We start from the raw sequence: 13302 nt of genomic DNA on the forward strand, positions 1-13302 counted from the left end.
CACCGGGAGGAAGCGCTGGACCTGGCCCACCGGGTCGCGTTGCGAGCCCTCCAAGGCGGATCACCACGGAGGAACCGATGCCGCCGAACCTTCACCGGGTCACGTTGCGAGCCCTCCAGGGCTGGTTGCGACCACCCCCTCGGCCAGCTGAAGGAGACCCGTGGCCACGTTGCAAGCCCTCCAGGGCTGGTTGCGACGCGCATCGACCTCGCCCGCTCCGCCGGGACGGACTTGTTGCAAGCCTTCCAGGGCTGGTCGCGACCCGCCCGGTGGAGACGCTCTCCGAGGCGGAGATGATGTTGCAAGCCCTCCAGGGCTGGTTGCGACCGCGAATCCACAGACGTTGTGGCAGCACGAGCAGGGGTTGCAAGCCCTCCAGGGCTGGTTGCGACCCGAGGGTAAAGCACCAGGCCCAGTGACGTGCGCGGTTGGCGTGCGGCGATGCCGTTGCGGCGACTCGGCGATAGTGCATCGTCGCAGGTCAGAGCGCTTTGGGTCTAGTGCCTCTGCGGGTGGACGCTGTTCCCGTCGCGGGGCTGGCGGCGGTGACGCCGGGGCCTCTAGCACATATGACTGGCTATTGCTCCAAATCGTGAGGAATGTGATGTCGATCGTTCACGCCCGACTACCTTGCGGCGTGTTCGGGTTGCGGCACGCGGGTCGGGAGAGTCTGGTGCGGGTGAGGGTCGATGTGACGCCGGATGCGTCGAGTGTGCGGTGGGAGGACGTGCACGGGGCGGCGCGGGGTGTGGTGTACGGGTTGCTCAGTGGGCAGGACGAGGCCCTGGCACAGGCCCTGCACGACGGCGGGTGGCGGGGGAAGCCGCTGAAGCCGGTGGGGGTGGCCGGGCCGCTGTTTCTTGGGGCGCCGCGAAAGAGGGGCGTGTACTCGACCTCGCGGGACGGTTCGGTGTGGTTCGGGTCGCCGGTGCCGGAGATCGCGTCCGTGCTGGTGCGCGCGCTGGCCGGGGCCGATGAGCTGGTGTGGGGCGCAACGCGGTTGCGGGTGCGCGGAGTCGCGGTGGACATGGATGCGCTGCTGCCGCCGGGGGAGGGGTCGGTGGAGCTGGAGACGATGACGCCGGTCGTGCTCAAGCACGAGAGCTGGAACCTGCTCCCGGGCGACGAGCACTACCTGGACCGCCTCCAGCACAACCTGGCGCACAAGGCGGACGTGTTGGGCCTGCCGGCCCCGCACGGTCTGCGGGTGCTGGAGGCGGGCCCCCGGCGGCGGTTCACGGTGCGTGGGGCGCCGAGGGTCGGGGCGCGGGTGCGGGTGGCGATGGAGGCTGACGGCCGGTTCGTGAACGCGATCCGCTCCTGGGGGCTGGGCTTGGACACGATCCAGGGCTTCGGGTGGGTGCGGTGACGGCCCTCGTCGCGTCCGGTCATCCCTTGCAGCGGGCGGGTGCCTGGGCCGTGGCCGTCATCGCCGAGCGCGACGGCCCGGGCCGGGTGAGCGCCGCAGACCTCGACGCCATGGCGTCCATCCTGGTGGCGGACGTGCTGGCGGCCGCGACGGCACCCAAGGACAGCGGCGGCCGCTACGACTGGTGGAAGGTCCTGTTCGCGCTGTACCCGAACTCGAAGGCCACGCACAGCAAGCGGCCCTCCGACCCGAACGTGCTGAGGCCGGACATCGAATGGCTCTTCGCCCCGGACGCCCCGCAGGCCGGGCCGGTGCGGCCGTGCACGTTCTGCGGCGCCGGTACAGCGGTTGTCTGGGCGAAGTCGAATCTCCCCCTGTACGACACCAGCAAGGCCCTGAACACCCTGCCACCCGGCGTCCCCGGCTGGCCGGTCTGCCGGGGGTGCCGGATCGCGATGTGGGCGCTGCCCTACGGTGCCTGGGTGACGGCTGGCTCGGCCACCGTCCTGTCTTGCCAAGAGACGGACGCGGAGAGGGAGTTCGCCAGCCGTAACGTACGGCGTGCCCGCCGCGTCATGCAGGCCGGTTTCAGTGGGATGCCCGCCGGGGCCAGGCCCGAGCTCGTCGTCCTCACCGCGCTGCGGGACGCCACCGACGGCCTGTGCGCGACCACTCTGTGGAGCTTCAAGAACGACAACCAGGAGCCCTGGTTGCGCGTGACCCGCACCCGGCGCGCCGTGCCAGCCTTCCTCGCCACCGTTGACGGCAACGCGCCGCTGCGCCGTGGCTGGCACCTGCTGCGTCGTGCCCTGGCCCGGCCGGACGCCGGGAAGAGCGGCGCGAGCGAGGCGGCACGGCTGCTGTTCGAGGCTGAGGGCGGCCGGAGCCGCCCGCTGCTCGGGCAGCTGCACCGCCTCCTCGCGGATCCCGACGGCGCGTGGGGCGTCGACGACCGCGAGGCCCTGGTCCGGCTTGCCTTCACCTACGCCGAGGAGGTCTTCGGAATGGAAACCGATCTTGAACCGGTGGCGACGCTGATCGCCGACTGGATCGCCCAGGACGGCTCACGCGGGCGCCTGGCCGAGTATCGCAGGGCCGCGCTCAACGACTACCAGCTCGGCGCGCTCATGGTGAAGGCCTACATGCGTCTGCAACTGGACGGGAACAAGACACCGTTGGCGGGCCCCGAGCTGTGGAAGCCGCTGATCGGGCGCCGGCCGCGTTCCTGGGAGCAGCGGATGCTCCTGTTCGCGCTGGTGTCGGTGATGCTCCAGCGCCGAGGGGTCGCGATCAGCGGCAAGGAGCCCGACCCGCAGCAGGAACGCGAGATCGAGGAGCTGGCGGAGCAACCGGCGTTCGGCGTGGGCGCCGAGGACGAGTACGACGCATACGAGATGGAGCAGGCGTAAATGGCTTACCTGGCAGGGATGATGGTGCTCTCCGTGCAGGCCGGGGCACCCAACAACGGGCGGAGTGAGGAGACGGTGTCCCGCGTCAAGTTCGCGCGGGTCAGGGGCCGCAAGTACCCGTACGTGTCCGCGCAGGCGGCGCGCCGCTGGATCCGGGAGACGATGGTCGAGCGCGGTTCGGTGCCGTCGCCCGTCACCCGGGTGGGCAAGGCGCAGGGCAAGGCGCAGAAGGCCAACACCCAGGCGGATCCCGTTCGTTACCCGGACGACGACCTGTTCGGCTACATGCGGGCGGGTGCGAGGAAGGACGACGCGGCGACCACTCTGCGCGACAGCCCGTTCATGCTCGGCACCCTGATGTCCGTCGAACCCGCCTACCCGACCGAGGACTTCGGCGTCATGTCCCGGGGAGTGACCGAACCCGTCCTGCACGGCCACGAGTTCTACACCGCCGACCTCGCCGCGCCCTTCCTGCTCGACCTCCCGAGGATCGGCACGTTCACCCTGCCCGGCGCGGACGGGGTGGGCCGGCCCAACTACCTCACCCAGGAGCAGGCGCTCCAGGTGGCGGAGGCCGCCGCGCTCGGCGCCACCACCGGCCCGTTCCGCGACCAGCCGGCTGTCCGGCTGCCGCTGGAGGAGCGGCGCCGCCGGGCCGCGCTGCTGCCCGAGGCGATCGCGCACCTGAGTGGCGGGGCGAAGCAGGCCCTGCACTACGGCGACCGGGTGCCCGCGCTGATCGTCCTGGTCGCCTTCAAGGGCGGCATCAACCCGCTGGGCCACGTGATCGACAGCGACCCCGACACGGGGGTGCGGGTGCGCGGGGACGTCCTGGTCCAGGAGCTCGAAGCGTGGGCGGGGGAGTGGGAGGGGCCGGTACGGATCGGTTGGCGGCCCGGCTTCCGCGACCAGGCGCGCGAGGACTTCGAGAAGCAGTGCGAGCGGCAGCTGGCCGAGGGCACCATCGTCGTCGACCACCCCCGGACTGTTCTGCTCAAGCTGGCGGAGGAACTGCGCGCGGGCGAGCTGGACGGCTGGTTCGACGACCCGGAGCCGCGATGACCCCGGCGCCACCGGGCGGGCCGGTACGGGCCCTGCGTGCGACGTTCCACGCGCCCGTGGCCTCCTTCCGGGACCCGCTGTTCCCCGGTGTCACCCGCGTTCTCCCGGTGCCGCCGCCGTCCACCGTCCGCGGGCTGCTGGCGGCCGCCACCGGCGCGTACGCCGAACCCTTCGTCCTCGGCATGGCGGCCTGGTCGGAAGGCCACGGTACCGACACCGAGACCTACCATCCGATCGCCGCCGACGGCAGCAACCCGTCCGCCGGCGGCCGCATCCGGGCCGGAAAGGGCGGCACGACGGCCAAGGACCGGCCTTTCCTCGCCGACGTCCACCTGACCCTGTGGCTGCCCGAACCGGGAGCGGACGGCGACCGGTTCGCCCGGGCGCTGCGTCGGCCTCGTCACGCTCTGCGCCTAGGCCGTTCCCAGGACCTGGTCCACCTCACCGGACTGGCCCACGTCGTCCTCGAACCCGCCGAGCGGGCGGTCGTCGGCCACGCCCTCGCCTCCGCCGACGGCCACGACGTGCCCTCCGCCTACGAGCACCGCCTCGCCGACACCGTCTCCGCCGACCGCCTCACCACCCGCTGGTCGCCGTACCTGTGGTGCGACGAACCCGCCGGGGCGGCACCGGTCCGCGGCGCCTACCGAGAAGCACCCACCAGTAACGAGGACACCCAAGCCGTATGGCTGCTGACCCCCTGACCCCACCCCTGACCCCACCCTTGGCCCCACCCTTGGCCCCACCACGAAGGCGCGCCCTCACCGACCTGCGGGCCAAGTCGCTGCCCCGGGAAGACCCCGAACGCCTCACCACCCACCTGCGCACCGTCCACGACGCGGTCGCCCAGCTGGAGGCGCGCATCGGGGCCGCCGGCGTCATCGCCACCGAACCGCAGTTCTGGAGCCTCGTGCGCGTCGCGGCGCTGCTGCACGACGCGGGCAAGATCGCCGAACTGTTCCAACGGCAGGTCGAACCCGGCGGCAAACCCTGGGGCGAGCGCCACGAGGTCCTCTCCCTCGCCTACGTCGACCTGCTGGCCCTGGCAGCGGGGTGGGGCAGCGAGGAGCGCCTGCTGATCGCCACGCTCGTCGCCGGCCACCACCGGCCGCTCCACGCGGCGTCCTCCCTCGGCGGCGGCAAGCCCGCCCTGTCCCGCCTCTACAACGAACGGACCCGCTGGGACGAGGCCTTCGGCCACGTGCCCGGCCCGGACGGCCCACGGCCGCAGGTCCCGCGCGGCCTGCACCAGGAACTCCTGGCCTGGCTGGCCGGCTCCCTCGGCACCGAACCCGCGCCACCGGGGCCGAACGACCCGGTGCTCGCCGACCGGGCCCGCCTGCTCCTCCAGGACGTCCTCACCGCCTGGAGGCTCCCGGTGAAGGCCCACCAGGGCCTGCTCGCCGTCCTGGCCCAGGGCGCCCTCACCCTGGCCGACCACGCAGGCTCCGCCCACGTGGAACTCCAGACCCACATGCCGCTGCCCACCGACTACCTCGCGCGGCTCCCGTACCCGCCGCACCGGCACCAGCACGACGCCGGTACGACCGTGGGCCACCTCGTCCTCATCGCCCCCACGGGCAGCGGCAAGACCGAAGCCGGACTCGCCTGGGCTGCCCGGCAGTTGGCGACGATGGCGGGCATGCCCAGGGTGGTATGGACCCTGCCTTACCGGGCCTCCCTCAACGCCGCCCGACGGCGCTTCCAGGACACCCTCCACCCGGCCGCGGGGGAGAAGCAGCCTGACATCGGCCTCCTCCACGGCGCCCTCGCCCGTACCCTCCTCACGGAGGCGTCGGAGGACGACTGCTGTAGCGGCCCCACCAAGGACGACGCCCGCAAAGCCCGCGCCCGCGCCAACGCCATGCGCCTGTTCACCCAACGCCTGCGCGTCGCCACGCCCCACCAACTCCTCGCCGCCGCCATCGCCGGGCCCACCCACTCCTCCGTCCTCCTCGAACAGGCCAACTCCCTGTTCGTCCTGGACGAACTCCACGCCTACGACCCCGAGACCTTCGGCCGGCTCTGCGCCGCGATGCGGCTGTGGGAACAACTCGGCAGCAGGATCGCCGTGTTGTCCGCGACCCTCGCCCCGCCGCTGCTGACCATCGTCGACGAGAGCCTGCACCAGCCCGTCACCTGCCACCGGGCCGAGCCCGGGACGGCGCCGGTGCGGCACCGACTGGTCGTCGACGAGCTCGCGCTGACGGACCCGGAGAGCATCGCGCGGCTGGAAGGGTGGATCGACGAGGGGCACAGCGTGCTGGCGGTCGTCAACAGGGTTGCTGCGGGGCAGGCCCTCTTCGCCGCCCTCGCCGACCACGCCCGCGAGCAGCACCCCGACGACCCGGACGCCGCGCTCCTCCTCCACTCGCGCTTCAAGAACAAGGACCGCGACGAGATCGAACGCCGACTCCTGAAACGCCACCGCGAGCGCCGGCCCGACGACGCGCCGCGTCGAGGAGGGCTGGTCGTGGCCACGCAGACGGTGGAGGTCTCGCTGCAACTCGACTTCGACCGGGGCGCGGTGGAGAACGCCCCTATCGAGGCCGTCGCCCAGCGCGCCGGACGCGTCAACCGCCGAGGCCTCCACCCGGACGGGGCGGTCGAGTTCCGTGTCCACCGGACGGACGGCCACCGCCCGTACGACCAGGTCGCGGTGGAGGCCGCCTGGTCGGCGCTCACCACCCTGGCGGTGGAAGGCGCCACCGACCTCAGCGAACAGGACATCGACCGCCTCCTCGCCCTCGCCTACGACACCGACTGGGGCCACAAGTGGGCCGAGAGGGCTCGGGAGGCCCGCGACGGGTTCACCGCCGAGTTCCTCACCTTCGCCGACCCCTTCCACGACCGCACCGAGTACGCGAAGTCCCTCGGCGAACGCTTCGACACCGTGGAGGTGCTCCTGGAGGAGGACGCCGAGGAGTACCGCCGACTCGCGGTCGGCAGGAAGGCGGACCCGCTCCTCGCCGCCGGACTGCTCATCCCGCTGGGCTACGGGCAGTTGAAGACCTACAGCCACGCGTTCGACCGGTCGCTAGGCGTCCATCTCGTCAAGGGCGAGTACGACCCCGTCCTGGGCCTCCGCCCGCCCGCCGAAACGGAGACGATCCTGTGAAACCCATCCCTGCGAGTCCACTCGGCGACGACCAGGGCCTCGGCGGCGTCCACATCAAGTACCTGCGCCACTGCCCGCGCCAACTCTGGCTCTACACGCGCGGCTACCGGCCCGAAGGCAGCAGCGACCTCGTCGCCTTCGGAGAGGTCGTGAGCGAGACCACGTTCACGCGACGGCGGGACGTCGACCTCGGCGAAGCCCGCATCGACTGGGTCACCGCCGGGGCCGTCATCCACGAGACCAAGTCCTCCCGCAGCCCATCACCCGCCCACGACGCCCAAGTCCGGCACTACTGCCTGCTGTTGGAGCGCCGAGGCGTCAACGTGCGCGGCGGCACCGTCCACTACCCCCTCATCCGCCGCACCACCGACGTCCCCTGGAACGAAGAGGCGCGGGAAGCGGCCGAGACCGCCGAGGACGAGGCCCGCGCCGTCATCGCCTCGGCCGAACCCCCCGACCGCCAGACCCGTGCCGCCTGCCGCGGCTGCTCCTACCTCGACTACTGCTGGGGAGACTGATGCCCGCCGTCGGCCGTACCTACTGGCTCACCGGACCCTGCCGCATCCGCCGCGAGGACGACAGCATCCGCATCGAGCGTGCCGACGGCAGCCCCGTCCGCATCCCCATCACGGACATCCGCGACCTCGTCGCCTTCGAGCACGTCGACCTCAACACCTCCGTGATGTCCCTCCTCAGCCGCCACGGCGTCACCGTCCACATCCTCGACCACTACGGCAACTACGCCGGACACTTCGCGCCCGCCGAGGCCATGTCCTCCGCCACCGTCCTCCGCCGACAGGTCGAGATCACCGGCGACCCCGCGCAACGCCTCCCGGTCGCGCGCGGACTCCTCCTCGCCACCGCCGAGAACCTCCGCTGGGCCCTCGACACCGACCTCCTCGACCCGGCACTCGAAACCCTGCGCACCACCCTGCCCGACTGCCACGACACCGACGAACTCATGGGCCAGGAAGGCAACTTCCGCCGCACCGCCTGGGCCGTCCTCGACACCCGCCTCCCCGCCTGGCTCCGCCTCAACGGCCGAACCCGCCGACCACCCACCAACGCCGGCAACGCCTTCATCAGCTACCTCAACGCCCTCACCTACGCCCGCGTCCTCACCGCCCTGCGCAGCACCCCGCTCCACCCCGCCATCGGCTTCCTGCACAGCGACACCGACCGCCGCCGCAACACCCTCGCCCTCGACCTCGCCGAACCCTTCAAACCCCTGCTCGCCGAACGGCTACTGCGACGGGCCGCCGGCCAGAAGCACCTCAAACCCAGCGACTTCGAGACGGAAGTCGGCCGCGCCGCACTCAGCGCGGACGGCCGCAAGAAGATCGCCGCCCTGGTTCGGGAGGAACTCGCGACGACGGTGTACCACCGGACGCTGAAGCGGAAGGTCAGCTACGAGGAGCTCATCCACCTCGAAGCACTCAAGCTCGTCCGGCTGTGTCTGGAAGGCACGCCGTACAAGCCCTTCCGGCCCTGGTGGTAGCCGCCGATGTTCGTCATCCTGGTCTACGACACCGCAGCCGAACGCAACCCGAAAGTATTGAAAACCTGCCGCAAGTACCTCCACTGGACCCAGCGCAGCGTCTTCCACGGCGAACTCACCGCCGCCCAGTACCGCGCCCTCACCCACACCCTCAATAGCGTGATCGACCCCAGCTACGACAGCATCGTCACCTACACCGCCCGCTCCCCGGACATGATCGACAGGGCAACACTCGGCGCCACCCTCGGCGGGCCGGGCGAGATCCTGTGACCAGTGCCGCTGCAGTACCGGCCGGTCGCCGCGCTTCCGCTGCCTACGGCGACGCCCGTAGGTGCGCTGACCTTGGGCTTTACCCTCGGGTCGTGATCAGCCCTGGAGGGCTTGCAACCCGGTCTCGGTGTGGATGCCGGCCGCGTGCAGTTGGTGTCGTGATCAGCCCTGGAGGGCTTGCAACTGGACGAGGACGTTGCGCAGCTTGGCCAGCCGGTGTCGTGATCAGCCCTGGAGGGCTTGCAACGGCCCGGGCTGGACAGGACCAGGTCGCCGCCGCCGACGGCCGTGATCGGCCCTGGAGGGCTTGCAACATCACAGTCAGCCCGGGGGTGATGATCAGCGGGATGTCGTGATCAGCCCTGGAGGGCTTGCAACCACGAGCTGTTGGGCCGGGACAGCCCGAGATCCCCGAGTCATGATCAGCCCTGGAGGGCTTGCAACCAGGACCGGCCGAACCCGTCCGCGCTGCCTGTGGTCGTCGTGATCAGCCCTGGAGGGCTTGCAACGTGGTCAGTACCAGCAGACCGCCGGCGGGCACCGGGGGTCGTGATCAGCCCTGGAGGGCTTGCAACATTGGGCGGACGACCTGCCCGGTACCTGCATCGACGTGTCGTGATCAGCCCTGGAGGGCTTGCAACGGGATGGAGAGGTAGTGGCCGGCCCCGAGGCAGAGGACGTCGTGATCGGTCCTGGAGGGCTTGCAACATGCCGAGGGTCTTCAGCCCGACGGCCGCCTGCCGGGTCGTGAGCGGCCCTGGGCCCGTAACGGGTCCAGGGCCGACCACCATCCGGTCAGATGCGGATGGCCGTGAGGACGTGGTAGTCGAGGAGGCCGTCGCGCCAGGCGGGGAGGAAGTGGCGGGTCCAGTGGGCGGCGGGGACGGCGTCGGTGAGGTAGCGGTCGAGGCCGGGCCAGACGTCGGCGCCGATGGATTCGGTGGTGATGTCGGTGAAGCCGGTGCGGGTGAGGGAGGTGGTGAAGTCGTCGAGGGGGTGGGCGATGTCGAGGCCGTCGGCGAAGCTGGCGAGGAGGATCTTGAGGCGTTCGGCGACGTCGGGGCCGGGGGCGGTGAAGAAGGTGGCGACGACGAGCCGGCCGCCGGGGCGCAGGACGCGGGCGGACTCGCGGGCGAAGCCGGTCAGTTCGCGGAAGTGCTGGGCGGCCTCGACGGAGAAGACGCCGTCCAGATAGCCGTCGGAGAAGGGGAGTTCGTCCGCCGAGCCGAGGGTGTACGCCAGCCGATCGGGGTACGTTGCCAGGGCTCTCGCGTTGACGGCGCGGGCCCGTTCGATCTGGTCGGGGTGGATGTCCACGCCCGTCACGCCCGCGAACCGGAACTCCCGCAGGGCGAGGGCGGCACCCAGCCCCCGGCCGCAGCCCACCTCCGCCAGCCGCAGCCGCTCCCGCGGCTCAGGGAACTCCCGCAGCACCCGCCGGTACATCTGTTCCTGGCTGCGCACCCGGTCCTCGGAGGTCGGGTCGGCGAGGTCGATCCCTTGCCAGTAGCCGAAGTTGATGAAGCCTCCGGCGAACGACGGGGCGGTGCTGAGGTCGTCGACGCCGTACGTCCGGCGTACGGTCGGGGGGATGCGGTTGTGGTCCATGGGCCGCTGGGTCTCCTGCTCGGTGGGCGCCCGGCCGTCGGGCGCGCCGAGGTACGTACCCAAACCTGTGGTGGTCCGAACACGGTACGTGATGGCGGAGCGTCCAGGGAGCGGTGGGGGAGCGTGGTGGTGCTCCGAGCGGGCTCGGGGCACCACCACGCGAACGGGGAGAGGCTACCGGGTGAGGTCGGCCGGTGTGTCGAGGCGGGTCAGTTTCCGCGGGTTGCGCACGATGTAGACCCGGGTGACCCGGCCGTTCTCCACCGCGAGGCTCACCACCGAGGATTCGCCGCCGATGTCGATCCGGCCGGCCGGGGCGCCGTTGAGCCACACCGCGGTGGTGTCGAACGGGACCGGCAGCCGCCCGGTGCGCGCGAGCAGCGCGGCCACGGCCTCGGCCCCGTGCACGGGGGCCGGTACGGCGGCCGCGATCCCGCCGCCGTCGGCGATCAGGACGACGTCCGGTGCCAGCACCTCCATCAGGTCCTGCAGCCGCCCGGTGCGCAGGGTCGCCAGGAACCGTTCCACCACCCGTTGTTGCTCGGAGCGGCTGACCCGTACCCGGGGCCGGCGGGCCGCCACGTGCGCGCGGGCGCGCCGGGCGATCTGCCGGACGGTGGGCGGGGTCTTGCCGAGGGCCTCGGCGATCTCCTCGTAGGGCAGCTCGAAGACCTCGCGCAGCACGAACACGGCCCGCTCGGTCGGCCCGAGCGTCTCCAGCACGGTCAGCACCGCGAAGGAGACGCTCTCCGCGAGTTCGACGTCCTCGGCGACGTCGGGGCTGGTGAGCAGCGGCTCCGGCAGCCACTCGCCGACGTACTGCTCGCGTCGACGGGTGAGCGTCCGCAGCCGGTTGAGGCCCTGGCGGGTGACGATCCGGATGAGGTACGAGCGCGGGTCGTGCACCTGGGCGCGGTCGACCCCGGCCCACCGCAGCCAGGACTCCTGCAGGACGTCCTCGGCGTCGGCGGCGGAGCCGAGCAGCTCGTAGGCGACGGTGAAGAGCAGGCTGCGGTGGGCGACGAAGGGGTCCTCGGTCATGCCGGCTCCACTCCGGCCGGCATGGAGGTGTCGGTGTCGGCGGCGGTGACGGTGGGCCGGGCCAGCGGGATCCCGCAGGAGTCGGAGAAGCCCTGCGACCGGACGCCGTTCGCGGTGTTGTTCCTGGTGGCCATGTTGACGAAGGCGACGTAGGCGGTGAGTTCGACCATGGCGGCCGGGCCGAGCTCGTCCAGCAGGTGCTCGTACTGCTCGTCGGTGACGGTCGGTGGGGTCACGGTCATGGCCTCGGCGTACGCCATCACCTCGCGCTCCAGCGCCGTGAACACCTCCGCCGCCCGCCAGTTCGGCACCTGACTCGCCTTGGCCGGGTCCAGGCCCTGGTTCCGGGCCTGGAAGTAGCCGACGTCCAGGCACCAGCCGCAGCCGACCTGGGCGGCCACCGCCATGTGCGCGAAGGACTTGAGGCCCTCGTCGAGCGCGTCCCACTCGGCGATCCCGCGGGAGAAGTCCAGGTTCGCGGTGGCGACGGCGGGGTTGTGCCAGACGGCCTCGACGGGTTCGAGGGCGGTCCCGAACGTCCTGATCATGTTCTCGCTCAGCTCGGCGGGCAGCTGGGCCTTCGGCAGTCGCAGTGCCATGGTGTCCTCCGGGTTCGGTGGTTCGGTGGTTCGGCGGGTTGCCGGACATGAAGACACCGGAGGGCGCCCGGATGTGACAGCGGATGGCGAAGCCGGGCGAGCGGCCGGCCAGCCAGGCGGGCGGCCGGGAGAAAAGGCGTTTCGGACCGGCCGGGCGGTTCGCTACAGTCCGCCGGGAGTCCGACCACCGCGAGGAGACCGACCACCGTGACCGTCCCCGACGACCGCCCCGCCCCGCCGCTGACCGGCGGCGAGCGCGAGATGCTGCGCGGCTTCCTCGACTTCCACCGGGCGACCCTGGCCCTGAAGTGCGAGGGCCTGACCGACGAGCAGCTGCGGCTGCGCTCCAGCCCGCCGTCCACGCTCAGCCTGCTCGGGCTGGTCCGGCACATGGCGGAGGTCGAGCGGGTCTGGTTCCGGCGGGTGATCGACGGTGAGGAGCTGCCGCTGGTCTGGTCCGAGGACGGCGACTACCAGGCCGCCTACGACCCCGCCGGCGCCACCCGCGCCGAGGCCTTCACCGCGTGGCAGGCCGAGGTCGAGCACTCCCGCCGGATCGAGCTCGCCGCCGACTCCCTCGACGTCACCGGCTACCAGGCCCGGTGGGACGCCGAGGTGTCGCTGCGGCTGGTGATGCTCCACCTGATCCACGAGTACGCCCGGCACAACGGGCACGCGGACTTCCTGCGGGAGGCGATCGACGGCACGGTGGGCGCCTGAGCGCCGAGGGGAGCTACCGGGCTACCAGCCGAGCAGGTGGGTGCGCCGGGTGAGGGCGGTGAGGACGGAGCCGGTGGCGGCCTCGGGGGTGAGCGCCGCGGTGTCGAGGGTGTGGGCGGTGTGGACGGTGTCCTCGGGCGCCGGGCCGGGGTGGAGGACGACGTAGTGGAGGGCGGCGCCGGTGGCGCGGCTCTCGCGGCGGAAGGTGTCGAGGGCGGCCGGGGCGGCGGGGGCCTCCACCACGACCTGGTAGCCGCGGGTGGCGTAGGCGAAGGCGGCCTGGGCGGCGGCCGCCAGGGCGGTGGCGTTCTGGCGCCCGGCCTCGGGCAGGTGGGGCGGGAGCTGGCCGCTGCGTATGACCCGCAGGAAGTCGTCCGTCCGCAGGTGGACGCTCGGGTTCAGTTCCCGGGCGAGCAGCTCCGCGACCGGGCTGTTCCCGGCCCCGGCCGGGTCGACGAGGACGAGGACGCCCCCGGCGCCCCCGCCGCCCCCGAGCTCCGGCCCACCTACGGTCGTACGGTTCACAGCTGCTGATCCCTTCGCGGGCCGGGGACGGTCGGGTAGCCGGGGCGGGGCGGTCGGAGTGCGAAGGGGCTGGTCGGCCCATA

General features: G+C 72.0%; 13 protein-coding genes and 1 CRISPR repeat array. Of the genes, 9 read left to right on the plus strand and 4 right to left on the minus strand.

All coding sequences use genetic code 11. From position 1 onward, the window contains the following. Positions 1 to 604 precede the first annotated feature (604 nt). Genes cas6 through cas2 form a run of 8 tightly spaced genes read left to right on the plus strand, consistent with a single transcriptional unit; the run spans position 605 to position 8726 of the window. Entirely contained in the window at positions 605 to 1369 is a 765-nt protein-coding gene (cas6, locus tag AMK13_RS32380; protein ID WP_241853125.1) for a CRISPR-associated endoribonuclease Cas6, read from the plus strand. Between the two features lie 50 nt (positions 1370 to 1419). Then, positions 1420 to 2778: a hypothetical protein gene (locus AMK13_RS32385; RefSeq protein ID WP_241853126.1), complete on the plus strand. Its 1359-nt coding sequence runs from the start codon at positions 1420 to 1422 to the stop codon at positions 2776 to 2778. Next, positions 2779 to 3840 (plus strand): type I-B CRISPR-associated protein Cas7/Cst2/DevR, encoded by a 1062-nt coding sequence (gene cas7i / locus AMK13_RS32390; RefSeq protein ID WP_074005233.1) that lies wholly within the window; start codon positions 2779 to 2781, stop codon positions 3838 to 3840. Then, on the plus strand, positions 3837 to 4544 hold the full coding sequence (gene cas5 / locus AMK13_RS32395) for a CRISPR-associated protein Cas5 (protein ID WP_074005234.1): 708 nt from the start codon (positions 3837 to 3839) through the stop codon (positions 4542 to 4544). The genes cas7i and cas5 overlap by 4 nt, the downstream gene beginning before the upstream one ends. Positions 4545 to 4576: 32 nt before the next feature. After that, complete coding sequence (gene cas3 / locus AMK13_RS32400; RefSeq protein ID WP_241853127.1) at positions 4577 to 6958, plus strand: CRISPR-associated helicase Cas3'; 2382 nt, start codon at positions 4577 to 4579, stop codon at positions 6956 to 6958. Then, entirely contained in the window at positions 6955 to 7476 is a 522-nt protein-coding gene (locus AMK13_RS32405) for a CRISPR-associated protein Cas4 (RefSeq protein WP_074005235.1), read from the plus strand. The genes cas3 and AMK13_RS32405 overlap by 4 nt, the downstream gene beginning before the upstream one ends. After that, positions 7476 to 8456, plus strand: a complete 981-nt coding sequence (gene cas1b, locus AMK13_RS32410) for a type I-B CRISPR-associated endonuclease Cas1b (RefSeq protein WP_074005236.1) — start codon at positions 7476 to 7478, stop codon at positions 8454 to 8456. Before AMK13_RS32405 ends, cas1b begins: the two co-directional genes overlap by 1 nt. A 6-nt stretch (positions 8457 to 8462) precedes the next feature. Next, positions 8463 to 8726 carry a CRISPR-associated endonuclease Cas2 gene (gene cas2 / locus AMK13_RS32415; protein ID WP_049652019.1) on the plus strand — a complete coding sequence of 88 codons (264 nt, stop codon included), beginning with the start codon at positions 8463 to 8465 and terminating at the stop codon, positions 8724 to 8726. Between the two features lie 89 nt (positions 8727 to 8815). Continuing rightward, a CRISPR array of direct repeats spans positions 8816 to 9434; the repeat unit is 29 nt; unit sequence GTCGTGATCAGCCCTGGAGGGCTTGCAAC. An 87-nt stretch (positions 9435 to 9521) separates the two neighbouring features. Here cas2 and AMK13_RS32420 read toward each other — a convergent pair. The 3 genes from AMK13_RS32420 to AMK13_RS32430 form a co-directional block, all read right to left on the minus strand. Beyond that, complete coding sequence (locus AMK13_RS32420) at positions 9522 to 10397, minus strand: class I SAM-dependent methyltransferase (protein WP_234348398.1); 876 nt, start codon at positions 10395 to 10397, stop codon at positions 9522 to 9524. Positions 10398 to 10508: 111 nt separating this feature from the next. Then, positions 10509 to 11375, minus strand: a complete 867-nt coding sequence (locus AMK13_RS32425; RefSeq protein ID WP_074005237.1) for an RNA polymerase sigma-70 factor — start codon at positions 11373 to 11375, stop codon at positions 10509 to 10511. After that, the gene (locus AMK13_RS32430; RefSeq protein ID WP_074005238.1) at positions 11372 to 11974 is read right to left on the minus strand and encodes a carboxymuconolactone decarboxylase family protein; all 603 of its coding nucleotides are present in this window, start codon (positions 11972 to 11974) and stop codon (positions 11372 to 11374) included. Before AMK13_RS32430 ends, AMK13_RS32425 begins: the two co-directional genes overlap by 4 nt. Before the next feature lie 261 nt (positions 11975 to 12235). Between AMK13_RS32430 and AMK13_RS32435 the strand changes: the two genes are divergently transcribed. Further along, complete coding sequence (locus tag AMK13_RS32435) at positions 12236 to 12694, plus strand: DinB family protein (RefSeq protein ID WP_049652026.1); 459 nt, start codon at positions 12236 to 12238, stop codon at positions 12692 to 12694. A 21-nt stretch (positions 12695 to 12715) separates the two neighbouring features. On the opposite strand, the gene AMK13_RS32440 is transcribed toward AMK13_RS32435, so the two are convergent. After that, positions 12716 to 13219, minus strand: coding sequence for a hypothetical protein (locus AMK13_RS32440; protein ID WP_049652015.1), 504 nt, complete (start codon positions 13217 to 13219; stop codon positions 12716 to 12718). Positions 13220 to 13302: the final 83 nt, after the last annotated feature.

It is taken from the genome of Streptomyces sp. CB02056 (genome assembly GCF_001905545.1).
Classification (GTDB): domain Bacteria; phylum Actinomycetota; class Actinomycetes; order Streptomycetales; family Streptomycetaceae; genus Kitasatospora.